Raw genomic sequence first — 19,611 nt, forward strand, 5'->3', positions numbered from 1 at the left:
TTGTTTGGTGGCACAGGCATCTTGCCTGTTCATCACAAGCTGATTGAGAATGGTGCAACCTCTCTCAAGAACGGTGCTGCATCTGTCAACAACGGGCAAGATGCCCGTTCCACAAGAGATGAATTGTTTTGTGGAACAGGCATCTTGCCTGTTCATCAAAAGCTGATTGAAAATGGTGCAGCATCTCTCAAGAACGGTGCTGCATCTGTCAACAACGGGCAAGATGCCCGTTCCACAAGAGATGAATTGTTTGGTGGCACAGGCATCTTGCCTGTTCATCACAAGCTGATTGAGAATGGTGCAACCTCTCTCAAGAACGGTGCAGCATCTGTCAACAACGGGCAAGATGCCCGTTCCACAAGAGATGAATTGTTTGGTGGCACAGGCATCTTGCCTGTTCATCACAAGCTGATTGAGAATGGTGCAACCTCTCTCAAGAACGGTGCTGCATCTGTCAACAACGGGCAAGATGCCCGTTCCACAAGAGATGAATTGTTTTGTGGAACAGGAATGTTGGCTGAAGTACGCGCGGCGCAGCTATCCCCTAGGGAATCGCCCTCACTCAAGTCCAGCCACAATAAAGATTTTACATCTCTGTTAAAAACTCCGGCGACGCTGGCGGCACAAGCCGAAATCCCCGAAGCAGTAAACAGCAACGCCCGACAGCTAGGGGGTACTCTACAAATCAGTCAAGGGGGCAATGCTGAGGGCGTTTACGTTGCTGACGTGAAAATTCGCTTTGTCAATTCCAGAGGTGAAGCTGTTGATAAAAAAGGGAATCCGGTTGAGGGCAGAATTTCGGAAGATTTTATCCGAGGTGAGCTCAAACTCAAGGCGGGGGATAACTACCGCCGGGAAGTTGTACGATCGGATTTACAGCAGTTGCAGCAATTGGGATTGTTTGAGAAAGTTACGGTTTCGATCGAAGAAGTGGGCACGGATGTTAATGTAATCTACAACGTTCAAGAGCGATCGGCTCGCTCTTTTAGCGTGAGTGCCAGTCTTAGTGATGATGTGGGCGTTGCGGTTCCTCTTTCCTATACCGATCGAACTTTCGGCACCACCCCACAGCGGCTGGCGGTGGAACTTGAGCCCAGCCTCCGAGGTATCCAGTACGATGTCCAGTTTGTCAGCCCTTACGTTGCCGCCGAAGACCGTTTGGGATACAGTGTGAGAGCTTTTGGCGATCGCAGAATATCGGAAATTTTCAACAAAGATATTGATTTGCCCAACGGGAACCGAGTTCGGGAAATTCGGATGGGGGGAAATCTCAGGTTTACCAGACCTTTGGGCGATTGGCAATCGACTTTGGGACTGAATTATACAAATATCAGTACGCGCGATCGCAACTTAAATATTGCCCGCCGCGACGAACTCGGCAATCCTCTCACATTCAGCGGCAGCGGCGTTGACGAGTTATACACTGTTTCTTTTGGTGCGATGCTCGATCGGCGGGACAATCCCTTCAACCCTACCAGCGGCTCGATTCTCAGCCTCAGCACCGAGCAGTCGATACCTTTGGGGCGAGGTAACATTGTGAGTAACAGGCTGTTAGCAAATTATATACATTATGTACCCGTAACTTTGTTGGGCATTAGCGAGTCCGAAGCCTTGCCCGAAATGCTGGCTTTTAACTTGCAAGGGGGGACGGTAATCGGGGATTTGCCACCAACGGAAGCTTTTCGCCTCGGCGGCCGCAATTCCGTGCGGGGTTACGATAGCGGGGATATTGGCAGTGGCCGGAGTTATTTTTTAGCTTCCGGCGAATATCGGTTTCCTGTGGGCCAGGATGTTGGCGGCGTGATATTTGTTGATTTTGCGTCGGATTTGGGAACGGGAGATAGCGTACTGGGAAAACCGGCGGTAGTCAGGGACAAACCGGGGACTGGGGCGGGTGTTGGGGTCGGTGTGAGGGTGCGATCGTCCTTTGGATTAATTCGCTTAGATATGGCGGTTAGCGACTCCGGCGACATCAAACTTATACTCGGTACAAAGCAGCGATTTTAAATTAGTCATCAGTCAGTAGTCATTAGTCACAAGTTACAGCATATTCTGGAATATGCTGTAAAACCGAGTCAACAGTTAACACTCAACCATTCAGTTTTTCCACCCCTCCTTCTACAGTCAACAGTCACGGACGGTGCAACGGGAATTGATATAAATGCTTAACGCTTTGGTTTCTTCAGATCAACAGTTTTCGGCTTAGCCGCCGGAGTGCGCGGATAAAACTTAAACTTATTGAGCGCAGCACTTGCCGATTTAGCCACACCGCTATCTGTATCTCGCAAAGCTTTTTGCAACAGCGGAATCACTTTTTCCGACTTAATCATTGCTAGTGCTTCCACAGCAGATCCGCGCACCTCCGGGTGAATATCTTGAGCTAATTTCCCCAAGGTTTCTATTGCTCGCTGACCTTCGGCTCTCAGAGCATTAGCAGCAGCCATTTTACCTAAAGCAGACGCTGCAAACTTGCGGGTTTCTTTGTCCTGACTTTGAACACATCCCATCAACTGCGGTAGGGAATAGCTTGGTGTTTGTCTGGTAATTGGAAGCTGTTGTTCGACTTCTGGTTGAGGTAAATCAATTGGTTGTGGTACCGAAAAATCTGTGTAATTTAACTCTTCTTCAACTTCTGTTTGATTTAACTCACTTGACAGTTCCTGCCAAACTTCTTCTTGTGATAAACCTTCGGCAAATTCTGTTGAATTTAACTGACTAAACTGCTGATCGGGGACTTCTTGTTGTTGTACATTACTCTCGTACTGCTCTTGCAAAGACCTGATAGTAGCTTGCATCTGAGCTTCGTGCTCTCTCAACTGCTCGTGAGCCGCTTGCAACTGACTCTCGTATTGCTCTTGCAAAGCCTCCATATTTAACTGCATCTCAACCTCGCGGTTCTCATATTCCTCAGCAGTTTGCCTTAAGCGAATTTCGTGTTCATTTTGCAAGTTTTGCAAATGTTGCTCCATCTGAGCTTGATAATTTAGATGCAATTCGTCAGCAAGTCTGAGTAAATGATGTTCGTGTTCTGCTTGCAAAGATTGGATATTTTGCTGCATCCTAGCATTGTTAGCGGCTTCTAATTCCTCGGTGATTTGTCGCCGCAGCTCAGGCTCGTGTGCGCTGACAACTTGTTGGAGCTGACTGTCGCGTTCTGCCAAAACTTGTTGGAGCTGATTTTCATATTGAGCTGCAACTTGTTTGAGCTGGTTTTCGTATTGGGTAGTAACTTGTCTGAGTAAATTGTCGTGTTCGATAGTAGCTTTTCTAAGCTGATTTTCCCGTTCTCCTTTCTGAGATTCGACAGCTTGTCGCACCCGAGACATCTGAGCTAATTCTATTTCCTCAGTAATTCTGCGAGTTTGCTGCAAGTATTCTTGTTTTTGCTTGTTTAAGCGCTTTTCTACTAACCAGTAAGCAACTGCTACCCCTGCCAAAAAACCTACGATCGCCCCTATGATACCCACAACTGAGATCCTCCCGACAAAATAGTGATGCTGGACTTTTTACATTTAACCATACAGCCTCCTGTAACCGCCCAGTAGCAACAGCCAGGCTGTCACTGCTAGCCAGTGAACCGCCACCGCAGGCCAGATAGAACCGCTTTGCAGGTATGCGAGGGAGCACGCAACTCCCAAAATTGCTGCCAGTAGCAAAAACACTGGATTCATAAAGGTCGATCGACCAACCGGGTAAAAAGTCAGCGCGTTCAGCGGGTGGTAAACTACAAAAGCCGCCAAACTCGCGCATCCCCAAAACCACAGCATTAACCCAGAAGCATTCTCAAGCGGGTGTGGAAGCATTAACACGCGGAACAATAATTCCTCGGTGATGCCCGGACTTAACAAACAGCCAATGAGCACTCCCACAATTGTACGCCGAGAGGTTTGCACGTCTACTTTTAGAAATCCCGACCAAAAACCCACGGAAAGAGCGATCGAAGTGTAAACCAGCGCGAGCATAGCTGCAACCAGCCAATCGGTGAAATCGGGAATAGTTGAAAAAGCTAGGGTGACGCGGCGTATCAGGAATCCCGGCAGCGCCATCGGGCTAAAATTTAACATAATCAAACTGATCCTTAAAATTTTCAAACAGATGTTAGCAGTAATTCGCGCCGTTTATTATGCAAAACCAATCATTGCCGCCCGTCAGAGTCCGCGTTTTTGTTTCGGGATTAGTTCAAGGAGTAGGATACCGATATTCAACAAGGAATCAAGCAAAGTATTTCGGCCTCAGTGGCTGGGTGAGAAATCTCCCCGATGGGCGCGTCGAGGCTGTCTTTGAAGGCTCCAAAAAAGCTGTGGAAGGAATGATTAGTTGGTGCCGCCGCGGCCCCACCGGTGCTACGGTTAGTGAGTTGGTTTTGGAATACGAAGACCCGGAGGGCGATTCCCTTCAAGATAGCTCCCCCGCGCGTACTTTTGAGATCCGCCGATAAAAGAATAAAGGGAATAAACTGGGGTTGAAACCGCTACTGTATCAACGAGGTCTGCCTTGTATAAGGCAGGCTTCGCCCACGCTGACTAAAGAATAAATCGCATAAAAAGCGCGAATTTGCTATTGCCAATTTATCAATGATGAGCAAGTTGACTTAAATTAGCAAACAACTGAGCAACTTTGGTCAAATCTTTATCTCCCGGCGCTATTTCTACGCCGCTAGACAGGTCAACACCGCTGAAGTTATTGCCGATCGCGCTATCAATTGCATTTAAAATATTATCGGGTGTTAAACCGCCCGCCAGCAGCCAAGGACACTGCGGTCTAAACTCTGATAACATCATCCAGTCGATCGTTTTACCAGTACCGCCCAATTGCCCTGGATGGTAAGCATCCAGCAGTAAAGTATCGACACGAACAGCATAAACAGCAGCGGTGGCTAAAGTTTCAGGAGTCTTAACTCTCAGGGCTTTGATAATTTCAATTCCCGGCAAAAACTCCCGCAGTCGATCGCAATATTCCGCTGTTTCATCTCCATGCAACTGCACCCCGCTTAAATTTGACTCTGCCGCTACTTGACAGATATTTTCTATTGTGGTGTTGGCAAAAACGCCGATGCGATCGACATTTTCCGGCAACTGCTCGACAATCAGGCGAATTGTTTCTGGGCTGACATAGCGGGGGGAAGCCGGCACGCAGATAAACCCCAAAGCCTGGGCTCCCAAGCGGGCGATCGCAATTCCTTGGTCTAATTTAGTGATTCCGCAAATTTTAACCCGCACTCCTCGTCCTCCGTTCCGAATTTGTATCAAAATATCAACGAATTGTTAACTATTAAAACAAATCTTAGTTTAATGCAAACCGCTTTTTATAATCGTGGAAATCAATTTATCTGTGAAATCAGGAGATAAGAACGTGATCAACTCATCTTTGCTGTTAGCCGTACAATCTACCGCTCCCTCAACACCAGAGTGGTCGCCACTGGTAGGACTGACAATGATTTTATGCAATTTGCTGGCGATCACGATCGGCTACTACGGCATCTCCAAGCAAAACCGAGGCAAAGGCCCAGCTTTACCCGTTGCACTCCCTGGAATGTTCAAAGGCTTCGGCGTACCAGAATTGCTGGCAACAGCCAGCTTCGGCCACTTGCTCGGAGCCGGAGTAATCTTGGGCTTGGGTAACGCCGGAGTTCTGTAAAAATCAGGGGAAAGGCAAAGGCAAGGGGTAGAAAAGATATAATAGAAACTCTTTCTTGCTCTCCTTTCCCAGGAAAATTCATGCAGACAGGTTGGCGAATCGGCTCTTTATTTGGCATCCCCCTAGTTATAGATTATTCGTGGTTTATAATTTTAGCCTTAGCAACCCGCGAATACGCCAGCAGTTACCGCCTGTGGGGGCCTGCGCTCTCCTGGGGTGCGGGGTTAGCAATAGCTCTGCTCCTGTTTGCTTCCGTGCTCTTGCACGAACTCGGACACAGCTTGGCGGCGATATCGCAAGGCATTAAAGTTAATTCTATTACCTTATTCTTATTTGGTGGAGTAGCTTCGATCGACTCGGAATCAAAAACTCCCGGTCAAGCTTTTCAAGTAGCTATTGCCGGCCCTCTAGTCAGCTTTGCGCTGTTTTTAATCCTCGGTTTGGGTTCTCAAGTTCTTCCCCCGCAAAGTTTGCTAGCAATTGTCACCGAAAGGGTAGCGCTAATCAATCTCGTTTTGGGATTATTTAACTTAATTCCCGGTCTGCCTTTGGATGGAGGACAAGTTTTAAAATCAGCTATTTGGAAAATCACCGGCTCTCGATTTGCCGGCGTTCGCTGGGCGGCAAAAACAGGACAAGTTTTAGGCTGGCTGGCTGTTGCTTTGGGTCTGAGTTTATGCTTTTTAGCGCGCGAGTACGGCGGCTTGTGGATTGCGCTGATCGGCTGGTTTGGCATTCGCAATGCCACTGCTTATAGCAGATTGACTTCACTGCAAGAAGCCCTACTAAAAATTAAAGCCAGCGATGCGATGAGCCGCGAGTTTCGAGTTGTAGATGCAGATTTGACTCTGCGAGAATTTGCCGATCGCTATTTGTTAGAAGTCAATCCGTTTCCATTTTACATTGCAGCGACCAACGGCCGGGATTTGGGCTTAGTGTCGATCGACGATATCCGCTTCACAGAACGCAGTCAATGGCAAGTTCAGACTTTGCACAACATTTTGAAACCCCTGGGAAAAACCCCCACAGTCTCCGAAAAAGCATCCCTCGCAGAAGTAATTAACAGCATGGAAGCCCGTCAACTCCCCCGAATCATCGTCCTATCGCCGATTGGTTCAGTAGCGGGGACGATCGATCGGGGCGACGTGGTTAAAGTTTTGGCAAAATACCTCAAACCCCAGATTTCCGAAACAGACATCAAGCGCAGCAAAGAAGAAAACAGCTATCCGCAGGGATTGCAGTTAAGTGCGATCGCGAAAACTGCACAAGAAAACTAAAATTTTGGCATCGGTAAGGGGCATCAGTGATAAGTTAAGATGTAGCAAACTTTGTCAATGAGGGTTGAAGCAAAAAATTTTATGCCCAAATTCTTTAATAGAATTTATCATAAATTGGCGGAGAGACGTTGGAAAAACTTAACTCATTCCTTCCCCTTCCCTGACTTGCAACCTCTGATTATTACCTGCATTGCCGTGACGGGAACTCTATTGGGAGTGCGGCATTTAGGCTGGTTGCAGCCATTGGAATTAAATGCTTTCGACGTGATGGTGCAGTTGCGATCAGATCCGGGTCCTGACCCCAGGTTGCTGATAGTGACAATCACAGAACAGGACATTCATGCTTTTAAGAAATGGCCAATTTCCGATGGCGTTTTAGCAAAAGCGATCGCCGAAATAGCGCGTTTTGAACCCACAGCTATTGGCATAGATATAATTCGCGACATTCCCTACGAACCGGGGAATGCAGAATTAGTAGCTCAATTGAAAAACCCCAAAGTATTTCCCATTACCTTCATCGGCAAGTCAAAGTACGATCGAGTGGCACCTCCTCCTAACATACCAGATGAGCGGGTAGCATTTAACGACTTAGTAGTCGATCCAGACGGTATAGTGCGCCGCAATTTGATTTCTGTTGGCGATGGTAAAAAAACGTTTTTTTCATTGTCCAGTACGCTAGCTTTTGCATATTTTGACAGCAAAAAAGTCCCCTATAAAACCATAGAAAATGATCTTTTCGTGGTAGATAAAACGGTATTTGCAAAACTGCGCTCTCACTCAGGAGGTTATCAGAACATTGATGCCAAAGGTTATCAAATATTGCTCGATTACCGCTCTGGGAAAAATATAGCAGAGAGCGTGACACTAACTGAAGTTTTGGATGGCAAAGTTGACCCCAAACTGGTCACAGATAAAATAGTCTTGATCGGGGTTACAGCCCCTACTGTAAAAGATATTTTTTCTACGCCTTACAGCGCTAGTAAAAACGGTAATATCCTGACCCCTGGGGTATTAATTCACGCAACGGCCACCAGCCAATTTCTCAGCGCAATTTTAGACGGCAAAGGGATATTTTGGTATTGGGACGAATGGCAAGAAATGCTGTGGCTCGCTGTTTGGAGTGCAGTGGGCGGCTGTTTAGCTTGGCGGCTAGAAGAATCGCTGAGTTTGATGGGAAGTACGATCGCAGCTTTCGGCTCATTATTCGGATTCACCTTTTTCCTATTCACTCAACAGGGATGGATACCTTTAATTGCCCCAGCCCTGGCACTTTTAATCACCGCAGGAGTCACAATCACCTATAAATACGAGCAGTCGAAGCAACAGCAAGGGATTGTGATGAAATTATTAGGACAACAAACTTCACCCGCGATCGCAAATGCCCTGTGGAAAGAGCGCGTCCATCTGCTCGAATCTGGCTTATTGCCAGGGCAAAAACTTACTGCTACCATCATACTGACCGACTTGCAAGGTTTTAGTACAATCTCCGAAAAACTACCGCCAGAAGTAGTAATGAGTTGGTTAAATGAGTATTTATCAGCTATGGCCCAAGAAGTCCAAGCACATCAAGGCGTGATTAATAAATTTACCGGAGATGGAATGCTGGCAGTATTTGGCGTACCTATTCCCCGCACCACTCCCGAAGAAATTACCGAAGATGCTCGCCTCGCCGTATCTTGCGCTCTAGCCATCAGTTCCCGCTTGCCCGAAATGAATCAAAATTGGCTCACACGCGGTTTGCCGACCGCAAAAATGCGAGTAGGAATCTTTACAGGGCCTGTGATGGTGGGTAGTCTGGGAGGCGCAACCCGTTTAGAATATGGAGTGATCGGCGACAGCGTAAATATTGCCTCTCGGCTGGAAAGCTGCGAAAAGGATCGGCAAGAGGACACTTGCCGGATATTGATTGCAGAAGAAACCTTTCTGCATCTGGCAGGGAAATTTGAAGTAGAATCTTGGGGAGCTTTACCGTTAAAAGGCAGGGAACAAAAAGTTAATGTCTACCGCATTTTGGGAATTAAAAAGTAATAAAAAGACAGAATCTCTCCCTAAAAACTCATGAAAAAGATGAAAAAAAATACTAAGTTTCTCATCCACCTGACATCAATTGCAGCGGTAGTATCGATCGCCATACTCAACATTTCCCAACTTGCCGTTTTGGGACGGCCACAAATAAACATAGAGAACGGGCCAGACAATACTCAATCGGGAGGGCCGCGCTTCGTTCCGCCCCGTGATGAAGATAATCTGTCACCAGGGGCTCCAGCGAAATCGACGCGCGGACCAGGTAAATGCGATATCGGTAAGATAAAGCTAACAGCCTTGATACCAGAAAATAAAATCGGACGGACTGTTTCGGAATATCCTCTATTCTTTTTCTACTTGCCTCAAACAGAGGCGGAATTAGCCGAATTTGTTCTGAAAGATGAAAACGGGAAGCCGATTTATCAAACAACCCTAAAAACTAACAATTCATCAGGGGTTATCGGTGTTAGTATCCCTGCAAATAAAAATGTGCCGCCTTTGCAATTAGGCAAAAAGTACCCTTGGTCTATTTCATTGATTTGCGACGCTATAGACAGATCCGCAGATGTGTTGGAAGAAGGTTTTGTGCGCCGAGTTGAACTCAGTGCAGATATCCGCAGTCAATTAGATCAGGCAGATCCGCGCCAGAAAACCTTTATTTATGCTCAGAATGGGATTTGGCAAGATGCTCTCAGCACTCTAGTTGCCGCTCGTCGCGCTAATCCTAATGATGCAGAATTAACTGCTGATTGGGAAAGCTTGCTGGATTCTGTGAAATTGAACCAAATTGCCAAAGAGCCGATCGTTCAAATTGAACCCCACTCGCAGCCATAGTTTATTGCATAGCAGGGGGCGGCCAGAAACCGGGTTTGATGGACGAAAAAACTTCCTTGTCGCCCGCAGATTCGCTAAAAAACCGGGTTTCTAGGAGTCGGAGTTCGCAAGTCCTGTATTGCCAGCCTTTCCTCTTCTGAAAGAGGCTACTCTTTCAAATCAATTTCAAAACTTAGAATATGGAGCGAGGGGCAACAGCGTAAATATTGCCTCTCGGTTGGAAAGCTGCAATCAATATCTGGCAATTGTCCTCTTGCCAGATATTGATTGCAGAAGAAACTTTACTGCATCTGGCAGGGAAATTTGAAGTAGAATCTTGGGGAGCTTTACCGTTAAAAGACAGGGAACAAAAAGTTAATGTCTACGGCATTTTGGGAATGAAAAAAAAGTAAATAAACAGCATCTATCCCTAAACATTCATGAAGCCAATAAAAAAAACTACTAAGTTTATCATCCACCTGACATCAATGGCAGCGGTAGTATTGATCGCCACACTCAACATTTCCCAACTTGCCGTTTTGGGACGGCCGCGAATAAACACAGAGAACGGGCCAGACGATCCTCAACCGGCAGGGCCACGCTACGGGCCAGACAATACTCAATCGGGAGGGCCGCGCTTCGTTGAGCCCCGTGAAGATAATCGGTCACCGGGGGAGGTACCGAGAGTGAGGCGCAAACCAAGTAAATGCGTGAAGGGTGAGATAGAGTTTACAGTCTTGATACCAGAAAATAAAATCGGACGGACTGTTTCGGAATATCCTCTATTCTTTTTCTACTTGCCTCAAACAGAGGCGCAAGAAGCCGAATTTGTTCTGAAAGATGAAAACGGGAAGCCGATTTATCAAACAACCCTAAAAACTAACAATTCATCAGGGGTCATCGGTGTTAGTCTCCCCGCCAATAAAAATGTGTCGCCCTTGCAAGTAGGCAAAGATTACCGTTGGTCTGTTGCATTGATTTGTGACGCTCAAGACAGATCCGCAGATATGTTGGGAGAAGGTATTGTGCGCCGAGTTGAACTCAGTGCAGATATCCTCCGTCAATTAGATCGGGCTGATGCGCGCCAGAAAACCTTTATTTATGCTCAGAATGGGATTTGGCAAGATGCCCTCAGCACTTTAGCTGCTGCTCGTCGCGCTAATCCTAATGATGCAGAATTAGCTGCTGATTGGGAAAGCTTGCTAGATTCAGTGAAATTGGGCCAAATTGCCAAAGAGCCGATCGTTCAAACTGAGCCGCAGCCATAAGCTGTACTGCATATAAATTTAACTTTTTTGGCAACGTTAGAGCAACGGGCTAGAAGAGTTTTCATAAAAAGAAGTGTACAAGTTTTTAACTTGTATCAGTAACAGCCCAGATGGCTGTTCTACAATAAAAATTCTTTCTTGTGGAACGGCCATCTTGGCTGTTCCCAAAAGGCGGCCGACTTTTTGACATCCCCCACAATAATTATTCCAAAAATCTCTTGTGGAACGGCCATCTTGGCTGTTCCCAAAAGTCGGTATACCCCACAATAATTATCCCAGAAAGCTCTTGTGGAACGGCCATCTTGGCTGTTCCGAAAAGGTGGCAGGAAAGCCCGCCCCCAAATATGGAGGTTAAATGTGAAACAGCTTATTACTTGTTAACTCCCAAATATCCTGCCATTCCTCTTCTGAAAGTGGCTGGACTTTCAAATCAATCTCAAAACAGCGACAAGCCGCCGCACTCAAAACATCAATTACAGTGGCAATCAAATCATCTCCCCCTTCAGATAGAGGTAATTGCACAGGAATTAATTCCTCCCCAAAAACTTGAGAAAATAATTTAACATCCGGCTGCAAACGCATCGAACCGTGCTGCAAAATAGCATCACCCCGTCGCAATTGCGCGCTACCAATTAACTTGCAGCCATCAAGCGTAACTAAATCCGCACCCGTCGCAGTACCAAAACAATTCGGATTGTGAATATAACCCCTTCCAGCTTCCCCGTATTGCAAATCCAAACCCATCGCCCTCCAACCCTCAATCAAAAACTTGCAAATAGTCTGATAAGCTTTCATACGGCTGCTTCCAAATCCCGACGCCACAACGGCATAAGTTAAATCCCCTTGGTGGAGCACGGCGCGCCCGCCGCTGGGCCTCCTCACCAACTCCACAGGCATTCCCTGCCAAGACAACTGCTGCCAAAACTCCGGCCACCTGCGCTGGTGGTAGCCCAAGGAAATCGTCGCCGGTTGCCAAGTGTAAAATCGCAGAGTTGGCGGATGTTTGCCCGCTAGATGCTGTTCCAGGAGCCATTGGTCGATCGCCATCTGCACCCTACCAGACGCCGACAACAGTGGAATTAAACGCCAAACAGAATTAGCCATCAGTCGCGAGTCCTTAGTTTCTACTCAATAATTCGCAGAATGTTTTAAAATTAGTAACAGTTTTTTGGGCCTGTCTTCTAAGTTGGTGCAAGTTTCACGCCAGCCGGTGCTTTAGAAATAAATAGAAAAAATAATCGCAGAACCATGAGCAACAGTGTAATTGTCATTAACGACGAAAAATTTGAAACAGAAGTCCTGAAAGCAGAGCAACCAGTGCTTGCCTATTTTTGGGCTACTTGGTGCGGGCCTTGCAAACTGATCGCGCCTTCGATAGACTGGGTGGCGGCCAACTACAGCGATCGGCTGAAAGTGGTTAAAATGGAAATTGACCCCAATCCTAATACTGTCAAGCAGTATAAAGTAGAAGGAGTCCCAGCTCTCAGGCTGTTTAAAAATGCCGAAGTAGTGCTTTCTCACGAGGGAGCTATTACTAAACAAACTTTGGTCGGTTTGCTCGACGCTCACTTATAAAGTTTGGAAATGACTCGGGAGTTTCCAACTCCCAACTTAAGCTGTGTTGCATCTAGATTGCCTATGGTATTAGAGAGGGAGAGGGGGAGAAGAGGAGAGGGGGAGAGGATTTGATGATTGTTGATCGGGACTCGAAATATGCAATTTAAATGAACAACAGCTTACAACTATAGAAATCGCAAATATTTTTTTAACATCTCTCTTTTATCCTCCATATTCCTCTCTGGCTCTGCGCCCTCTGCGCTCTCTGCGGTTACTAAAAAAAATCCCAAAGTCAATAAAAAGGCCCTATAAAAAATAATTTAGCTCAGATAAAAACATTCCTTAAAATTCCACAAAACTATAGAAAATATGCAATTTGCTAAACGTTTAGAACCACTGCAATTTAATGTATTTGCCGATATGGATCGGGCAAAAGCTCAAGCTAGAGCAGCGGGGCAAAATGTGATTGACTTGTCTCTGGGTTCTTCGGATTTGCCGGCGGCGGCTCATATTACAGATGCGATCGCACATTCTCTGTCCGACACCAGCACCCACGGCTATTTGCTATTTAACGGCACAAGAGATTTTCGGGAAGCAGCAGCTATTTGGTACGAGCAAAAATTTGGGATTGCAGTCAATCCAGAAACAGAAGTGCTGCCGTTAATTGGTTCCCAAGAAGGCACAGCGCATATGCCTTTAGCTGTACTCAACCCTGGAGATTTTGCTTTGCTGCTCGATCCGGGCTATCCTTCCCACGCGGGCGGTGTGCATTTGGCGGGCGGTCAAATTTATCCGATGCCGATATTAGCAGAAAATGCCTTTTTGCCGATATTTGAAGATATTCCGACAGCAGTGCTTGCTCAGTCGAAGATGATGGTTTTGAGCTATCCTCACAATCCTACAACTGCGATCGCCCCGGTTGCTTTTTTTGAGAAAGCTGTGGCTTTTTGTCGAGAACATCGGCTGGTTTTAGTTCACGATTTCCCTTATGTGGATTTGGTTTTTGACGATTCCGTAGGGGCGGTGCCCCCGTGCCCGCCCTCTGGGATCGAGGAAAACCGCAAATTGATGGCACCGTCAATATTTCAGGCGGATCGAGATAAGAGTGTGGCGATCGAGTTTTTTACACTATCCAAATCCTACAGTATGGGAGGTTTTCGAGTCGGATATGCGATCGGCAATTCCGAACTAATTGCAGCGCTGCGACAGGTAAAAGCCGCAGTGGACTTCAACCAATACCGAGGGATTTTGAACGGAGCGATCTCCGCATTAACGGGCCCTCAAGATACCGTCAGAACCAGCGTAGAAACCTTCAGAAAACGGCGGGATGCCTTTGTAAACGCGCTACAGGGCATCGGCTGGCAAGTACCCGTACCCCCCGCCACCATGTACGTCTGGGCGAAACTGCCGGAACCTTGGGCCCAAGATTCCGTGAAATTTTGCACTCAGCTAGTACAGAGTACAGGAGTCGCAGCTTCCCCTGGTGCCGGTTTCGGGAAATCAGGAGAAGGCTACGTGCGATTTGCCTTAGTCGAGTCGCCAGCAATTTTGGAAGCAGCAGTTAGAAAAATTGCTGAGTTTCTAAATTGAGTACACCCCTACGGCGAGCGCCGTAGGGACACGGCGCCGTGTCCGAGGCGTGTCAACTTAAGCTTTTAGTCCGCCAGTCCTCCAGCTCACCAGGCACTCTTCGCCAGGGAATGAATTCCACGGGGCTTATAGCTAAAGTCCTATCAAAGAGGACTCAAAAACTCATTAGTCGTCTTCAGACGACTTTAGCTTTGAGGCAGGGGTTTCAACCCCTGTCGGACTATCGGTTGCACGTTAAGTTGACACCTATGGGCACGGCGCTTTCCCTACAGGGGTTAAAACCCCTGCGGGACTGGGGTTTTGACGTTTTTGGGCACACGATGAAGGGCACCCCGTCTAAGTGCTTACCCGTAGCTCAAGAGGGATGCAATTGCTAAAATAGTGTGATTTCTACCTAAAGGACTAGATATTTGCACGCAGTATCTGTCAGAATCTTTTTTAAGAAATGTTAACGTGAGACATCTTGGGAATTACCAGTTCCGCTCACCCACTCTAAAAATCCTTGAAGTGAATTCTGTCGGGGTAGCGATTGTTCCGTAGCGGCGATCGCACACCCGAAAAAGACCACACTGCCCAAAATAGCAATCAGCGGAAAAGGCTTACCCAGCCCAAAGTCCCGCTGAAGCCGAGCTAACGGCCTGCTCTCGCGCCTGAGCATCTTTCCTACCGTCAGTTGTTTGAGACTAAAAGGATCGCGCACAAAATGACCGCTCCAGCTAATTACCATATGAGAATGGCAGTGGGGACAAGTGAATAGTCCACTGACCATCCCGACTGGGCCTACGACGCTGGAACGGTTGCAGATCGGGCAAGTGACAGAATGAGTGTTATAGGTGGGAGCGTTCATAACTGTTTTTCTTGAGTAAAAAAAACTAACAAGTAATTGGTAGCCTGTGTTAACGCTTAAGGTATAGACCTTGAGAGGCACTTTTCCTTAATTCCTAGTTTACCGCTCCAATCGGGTCGATCGGAGCTCAATGCTTGGGAAAACCTTCAAATTGCCAATCCCGCAGCGAGTGCAAGTCTGGAGCACAGGTGAGATTATATTGCAAGGGAGTTACGGTTATTCTGTTGTCGCGAATAGCTTGTACGTCTGTAGGAATATCATGCGGCACCGCCGAATCGGCGATTTCTTCTACATCTTCTAACAATTCGCCAGCCAGCCAATAATAAGTTTTGCCGCGCGGATCAGTGCGCTTTTGAAATATGTCGAAATAGCGGCGAATGCCTTGACGGGCGATCGCAACTCCGGTAATTTCTGCTTGTGTGACTGCCGGTATGTTGACATTCAACAGCATCGGTTTGGCCATTGGCTGTTTTTCCAACTGTGCCAGCAAGGTGACAGCGAAATCCACCGCCGGCCCAAATTCCTGCGAAGTAAAGCTCGCGAGGCTGAAAGCAATGCTGGGAATACCTTCCATAATTCCTTCCATTGCTGCCGAAACCGTACCCGAACAGATGATATCCGTGCCTAAATTAGGCCCGTGGTTGATACCGGAAAGAACAAAATCCGGCGGTTTGTCAAGTAAAGCCCACAAAGCAAGTTTCACGCAGTCGGCGGGAGTACCCGAACAGGCCCAAGCTTGGACTCCGGGCTCAAAAATAGATTCGACAATTTCGGCGCGGATGGGTTGGTGCAGGGTAAGGCCGTGGCCGGTAGCGGAGCGCTCTCTGTCGGGACAAACTACACTCACATCGTGGCCAGCGGCGGCGAGAGCGTTGGCGAGGCTGCGGATGCCTTGTGCAAAGATGCCGTCGTCGTTGCTAATTAAAAGTTTCATTGAAATTTTTATAGGCCTTATAACAATACTAAACTAGATTCAACTAGGGCGATCGCTCTAACATCGAATTACTTATTACAAATTATCCGTAACTGCCGAAAATCTAAAATCTAAAATCAACAAGCTGTAGAGCCAAAATTGCGCTAAACTCAACTTGGCCCAAAACTGCCATCAATCTAAAATCTAAAATCTAAAATCTAAAATCAAAATGACTGTCCAGCTAAGCGACATTGAAACTCAACTAGAAACCCTCGGTCAAGAGTCCAAAAGTGCGATCGCCACTGCCAATACCCTCGAACAACTTGAACAGTTGCGCCTCGGCTACCTCGGCAAAAAAGGCCAACTCTCTCAAATTTTAGGCATGATGGGCAAACTGTCGCCAGACCAGCGGCCCAAAGTAGGTGCGATCGCCAATACAGTCAAAGAAGCCCTGCAAGCAGATTTAGAAGACAAGCGCGCCGCCCTCCAAACAGCCCAAATCCAAGCCAAATTAGCCTCAGAAACCATCGATGTCACCATGCCGGGGATTTTTCGCCCCCAAGGCCGCGTTCACCCCTTAAACGCCGTCATAGACCGCGCTCTCGATATCTTTGTCGGCCTCGGATACACCGTCGCCAACGGCCCGGAAATGGAAACAGATTATTACAACTTCGAGGCGCTGAACACACCGCCCGACCACCCAGCGCGGGATATGCAAGATACATTTTACCTACCAGGCGGCGACTTACTGCGGACTCAGACATCATCAGTGCAAATTCGCTACATGGAACAGCACAAACCGCCGATTCGGATTGTCTCTCCCGGCCGCGTTTACCGCCGCGATACTGTCGATGCTACTCACGCAGCAGTCTTCCACCAAATTGAGCTTTTAGCAATTGATGAAGGTCTGACATTTACGGACTTGAAAGGCACAATAAAAGAGTTTTTGCGGCAAATGTTCGGGCAAGATTTGCCGATTCGTTTCCGCACGAGTTACTTTCCGTTTACAGAACCTTCTGCTGAAGTTGATTTGCAGTGGAACGGCAAATGGCTGGAAGTTTTGGGCTGCGGAACGGTCGATCCTAATGTTCTTAAAGGAGTGGGTTTAGACCCAGAAAAATATACTGGGTTTGCGGCCGGTTTTGGTGTCGAGCGGTTCGCAATGGTACTTTATGAAATCGACGACATTCGCCGGGTTTATGCTAGCGATTTGCGCTTTTTGCGGCAATTTTAAAGCATGGTTTGGGGTCGCTTACACGAGCCGTCTAGAGAGCCTGGTCAATGTACATCAATCTTTCAGTTTCAACTAAACCCAAAGGAGTCCCGCGCTCTACCTGTACCCAGGTGAGCGTCGGGAGGAATTGGCGTGAGCGAAGAGAGCCGCCCCGAACCAAACCGATGACTTTATGTGTCCGAAGGTGAGGGGCGGTCGATGAGCGAACAGATGATTTTTACTACACCACTTGCTTTTGGTGTCTTCACGAGATAGAATTTTCCCAGAGTTCGTGAAAGTAATGCCTCAAATAATCACCGCCAAGTTAAAGCTAAACCTGAATGCCGAGCAAAAAGCTCTGGTGTCTCAGACTACCTTGGCTTATCGCGATGCCTTGAATCATACTTCGCGAGTTGCTTTTGATGCGAACAAAACCAGCAATGGCGCTAAGTTGCAAAAGGCTGTCTACAATGAATTGCGAGTTCGATTTGGACTCGGTGCTCAGATGGCTTGTAATGTACCAAGACAAGTTTCGGCAACTTACAAAACTCTCTGGACTAAAGTAAAACAATCTAACGATGGTATTGCTAAAGGGTACACCAAGAAACGGTACAAAGGACTAGACCAACCTCCTAAATATATCTCTCGAACCTGTACCTTAAATTATCAACGCGATTACTCGTTTAAATCCGAGCAAAGGGTGAGTATTATCACCCTAGCTGGTAGAATAGTAGTCTCGTATGATGGCTACAACAAACATCTGGATTTGATTGCCAAGGGTTCCAAGTTTGGAGCAGCTAAAATTGTCTATCAGCGTTCCTCTAAGGTTTACTATTTGATGGTAAGTATTGAGGTAGAAACCCCTGAGCTCGACCCACTGAAAATAACTAGAGTTTCTGGGGTTGACGTGGGGATGCGCTACTTAGCCGTAGAAACAGACTTACAAAACAAGTCTAATTTCTACTCAGGTTCAGAAGCTAGACATAAAGCCAACCGCTATCATAAAGCTAGACAAACTCTTCAGCGTAAAGACACTCGTTCGGCAAAGCGCAGACTAATTGCTTTGTCGGGAAGAGAAAGACGGTTTATCGCTGACGTGAACCACCAAATTAGCAAGGATATTGCCAAACCTAATACTTTGATTGGACTGGAAAACCTAACCGGAGTTCGGGAGAGAATTAAGTCCAAGTCTGGTAAAAAGGCTAGCAAGAAACAGCGAAGAGCTAATCGAAATAAAGCTAAATGGTCGTTTGCCGAATTGCACGGCTATATTGACTACAAAGCTAATTTGAACGGCTCTTTAGCTACTAAAGTCCCAGCTCATTATACTTCGCAAAGCTGTCCAAAGTGCGGACACACATCAGCAGGCAATAGACCAAAAAAAGGGCTATTGTTTCGCTGTGAATGTTGCGGACACGAGCTTCATGCTGATTTGGTGGGTGCGCGAAATATTGCCATGAGAACGTTGCTTGTCCGGCAGGACTGGACGAGTACGGGGAGCTTGTCAGCATCCCCTAATGTGTCGGGCCGTGAAACTAAAGCTGAGATTCTGCAAAGATTCTCCCAATTGCGGTGGAGCTCAGATGCAAGCCCACGTCTCCGGCGGTACTCCGCTTGATGCTGGGTAGTTGACGTAAGTAAGTACAAATAAACATTACTTGGGGAGAGGGCGGGTTCTGCAACGATGACTCGCCCTTACTGTAGATAAGCCCTAAAGCCGCCCCTACAAGCCCCTGCAAGATATTATTGTTTTTTTGCACTTACCTACTTATTTATTGTCTACTTGCTAAAAACACCCTTGATGCTGTCAACAGCGCTCTCGACAGCATTCTTGGTATTATCTACTGCTTTCTGAGTCCGAGCTGAATCTTCCGATGCTCTTTTCTCAATTGTGGCCGCATCTTTCTTAGCTTTGCGCTCTACTACACTACCATCCTCCGATGATCGATCGACTTTAGAAGCATTTGTCTTGGCAGTTTCCTTAACCTTCTCTTCTGTATCTCGGATGAAGTTCTTGGCTCGTCCAGCATCTTTGCTGGCTTTTTCTTGAACCGCATCGCCCGCATCTGCTGCTGCGATCAAGTTTACACTAGGAGATGCCATTGCTGCGGTGTTGGAGAAGAACGCACCAGACCAAACGAAGGCCATCGCTGACACGCAAAGCACAGTTGTAGCCATCCAGCGCCCGACAGTCGAAAGCCGTTTCGTAAAAGAATTCAGTTTCATACAATACACAATCAGATATGACATTCTATTTCTACTCGATCAGAGCGATCGGCTGAACCGTTCTCTAGAGAGAGGTTATCCGCCAACGAACGGTTAAAAAATGTCACTCTTTTGATAGATGGACGCAAGGAATGTCAGTCAATTTTAGATTTTAGATTTTAGATTTTAGATTTTAGAGTTGACTCCACAACCGCCATTTGGAATCTTGAACTTTGGTGAGTTGATTGTAAATTTTAGGTTAAAGA

Annotated in this window: 19 protein-coding genes; 12 read left to right on the forward strand and 7 right to left on the reverse strand. The window is 47.0% G+C overall.

From position 1 onward, the window contains the following. Positions 1–2,007, forward strand: coding sequence for a BamA/TamA family outer membrane protein (locus QUA00_RS26205; protein WP_445305762.1), 2,007 nt, complete (start codon positions 1–3; stop codon positions 2,005–2,007). Positions 2,008–2,165: 158 nt separating this feature from the next. Here QUA00_RS26205 and QUA00_RS26210 read toward each other — a convergent pair whose 3' ends face one another. Both QUA00_RS26210 and QUA00_RS26215 read right to left on the reverse strand, forming a co-directional pair. Next, positions 2,166–3,467 (reverse strand): HEAT repeat domain-containing protein, encoded by a 1,302-nt coding sequence (locus tag QUA00_RS26210; RefSeq protein ID WP_333411696.1) that lies wholly within the window; start codon positions 3,465–3,467, stop codon positions 2,166–2,168. Positions 3,468–3,512: 45 nt separating this feature from the next. Continuing rightward, the gene (locus QUA00_RS26215) at positions 3,513–4,064 is read right to left on the reverse strand and encodes a CPBP family glutamic-type intramembrane protease (protein WP_333411697.1); all 552 of its coding nucleotides are present in this window, start codon (positions 4,062–4,064) and stop codon (positions 3,513–3,515) included. Between the two features lie 59 nt (positions 4,065–4,123). Between QUA00_RS26215 and QUA00_RS26220 the strand changes: the two genes are divergently transcribed. After that, positions 4,124–4,438, forward strand: a complete 315-nt coding sequence (locus QUA00_RS26220) for an acylphosphatase (RefSeq protein ID WP_333411698.1) — start codon at positions 4,124–4,126, stop codon at positions 4,436–4,438. Positions 4,439–4,571: 133 nt separating this feature from the next. Here QUA00_RS26220 and QUA00_RS26225 read toward each other — a convergent pair whose 3' ends face one another. Then, positions 4,572–5,219 carry a phosphoribosylanthranilate isomerase gene (locus tag QUA00_RS26225; RefSeq protein ID WP_333368704.1) on the reverse strand — a complete coding sequence of 216 codons (648 nt, stop codon included), beginning with the start codon at positions 5,217–5,219 and terminating at the stop codon, positions 4,572–4,574. Positions 5,220–5,352: 133 nt separating this feature from the next. Here QUA00_RS26225 and psaK point away from each other — a divergent pair, with 133 nt between their 5' ends. The 6 genes from psaK to QUA00_RS26255 all read left to right on the forward strand — a co-directional run bounded on the left by psaK (position 5,353) and on the right by QUA00_RS26255 (position 11,020). Next, entirely contained in the window at positions 5,353–5,637 is a 285-nt protein-coding gene (psaK, locus tag QUA00_RS26230; protein ID WP_333070476.1) for a photosystem I reaction center subunit PsaK, read from the forward strand. Between the two features lie 80 nt (positions 5,638–5,717). Continuing rightward, entirely contained in the window at positions 5,718–6,914 is a 1,197-nt protein-coding gene (locus QUA00_RS26235) for a site-2 protease family protein (RefSeq protein WP_333411699.1), read from the forward strand. A gap of 81 nt (positions 6,915–6,995) precedes the next feature. After that, complete coding sequence (locus tag QUA00_RS26240) at positions 6,996–8,942, forward strand: adenylate/guanylate cyclase domain-containing protein (RefSeq protein ID WP_333411700.1); 1,947 nt, start codon at positions 6,996–6,998, stop codon at positions 8,940–8,942. A 30-nt stretch (positions 8,943–8,972) separates the two neighbouring features. Further along, positions 8,973–9,773 carry a DUF928 domain-containing protein gene (locus QUA00_RS26245; RefSeq protein WP_333411701.1) on the forward strand — a complete coding sequence of 267 codons (801 nt, stop codon included), beginning with the start codon at positions 8,973–8,975 and terminating at the stop codon, positions 9,771–9,773. Between the two features lie 206 nt (positions 9,774–9,979). After that, complete coding sequence (locus QUA00_RS26250; RefSeq protein WP_333411702.1) at positions 9,980–10,165, forward strand: hypothetical protein; 186 nt, start codon at positions 9,980–9,982, stop codon at positions 10,163–10,165. 27 nt (positions 10,166–10,192) lie between these two features. After that, positions 10,193–11,020, forward strand: coding sequence for a DUF928 domain-containing protein (locus tag QUA00_RS26255; RefSeq protein ID WP_333411703.1), 828 nt, complete (start codon positions 10,193–10,195; stop codon positions 11,018–11,020). 351 nt (positions 11,021–11,371) lie between these two features. On the opposite strand, the gene QUA00_RS26260 is transcribed toward QUA00_RS26255, so the two are convergent. Next, complete coding sequence (locus QUA00_RS26260) at positions 11,372–12,124, reverse strand: biotin/lipoate A/B protein ligase family protein (protein WP_333411704.1); 753 nt, start codon at positions 12,122–12,124, stop codon at positions 11,372–11,374. A 144-nt stretch (positions 12,125–12,268) separates the two neighbouring features. Between QUA00_RS26260 and QUA00_RS26265 the strand changes: the two genes are divergently transcribed. Both QUA00_RS26265 and QUA00_RS26270 read left to right on the forward strand, forming a co-directional pair. After that, on the forward strand, positions 12,269–12,595 hold the full coding sequence (locus QUA00_RS26265) for a thioredoxin domain-containing protein (protein ID WP_190740071.1): 327 nt from the start codon (positions 12,269–12,271) through the stop codon (positions 12,593–12,595). A gap of 351 nt (positions 12,596–12,946) precedes the next feature. After that, entirely contained in the window at positions 12,947–14,167 is a 1,221-nt protein-coding gene (locus QUA00_RS26270) for an LL-diaminopimelate aminotransferase (protein WP_333145692.1), read from the forward strand. A gap of 448 nt (positions 14,168–14,615) precedes the next feature. Here the strand turns inward: QUA00_RS26270 and QUA00_RS26275 are convergent, their stop codons facing one another. Both QUA00_RS26275 and surE read right to left on the reverse strand, forming a co-directional pair. Beyond that, the gene (locus QUA00_RS26275) at positions 14,616–15,014 is read right to left on the reverse strand and encodes a hypothetical protein (RefSeq protein ID WP_333145690.1); all 399 of its coding nucleotides are present in this window, start codon (positions 15,012–15,014) and stop codon (positions 14,616–14,618) included. A 127-nt stretch (positions 15,015–15,141) separates the two neighbouring features. Next, complete coding sequence (surE, locus tag QUA00_RS26280; RefSeq protein ID WP_333145688.1) at positions 15,142–15,948, reverse strand: 5'/3'-nucleotidase SurE; 807 nt, start codon at positions 15,946–15,948, stop codon at positions 15,142–15,144. Positions 15,949–16,156: 208 nt separating this feature from the next. Between surE and pheS the strand changes: the two genes are divergently transcribed. Both pheS and QUA00_RS26290 read left to right on the forward strand, forming a co-directional pair. Continuing rightward, entirely contained in the window at positions 16,157–17,161 is a 1,005-nt protein-coding gene (gene pheS, locus QUA00_RS26285; protein ID WP_333286421.1) for a phenylalanine--tRNA ligase subunit alpha, read from the forward strand. A 280-nt stretch (positions 17,162–17,441) separates the two neighbouring features. Next, positions 17,442–18,758, forward strand: coding sequence for a transposase (locus tag QUA00_RS26290; protein WP_333411705.1), 1,317 nt, complete (start codon positions 17,442–17,444; stop codon positions 18,756–18,758). A gap of 161 nt (positions 18,759–18,919) precedes the next feature. On the opposite strand, the gene QUA00_RS26295 is transcribed toward QUA00_RS26290, so the two are convergent. After that, positions 18,920–19,366, reverse strand: coding sequence for a hypothetical protein (locus QUA00_RS26295; protein ID WP_333310556.1), 447 nt, complete (start codon positions 19,364–19,366; stop codon positions 18,920–18,922). Positions 19,367–19,611: the final 245 nt, after the last annotated feature.

Origin of the sequence: Microcoleus sp. T2B6, assembly GCF_036700475.1 — a bacterium.
Classification (GTDB): Bacteria; Cyanobacteriota; Cyanobacteriia; order Cyanobacteriales; family Microcoleaceae; genus Microcoleus.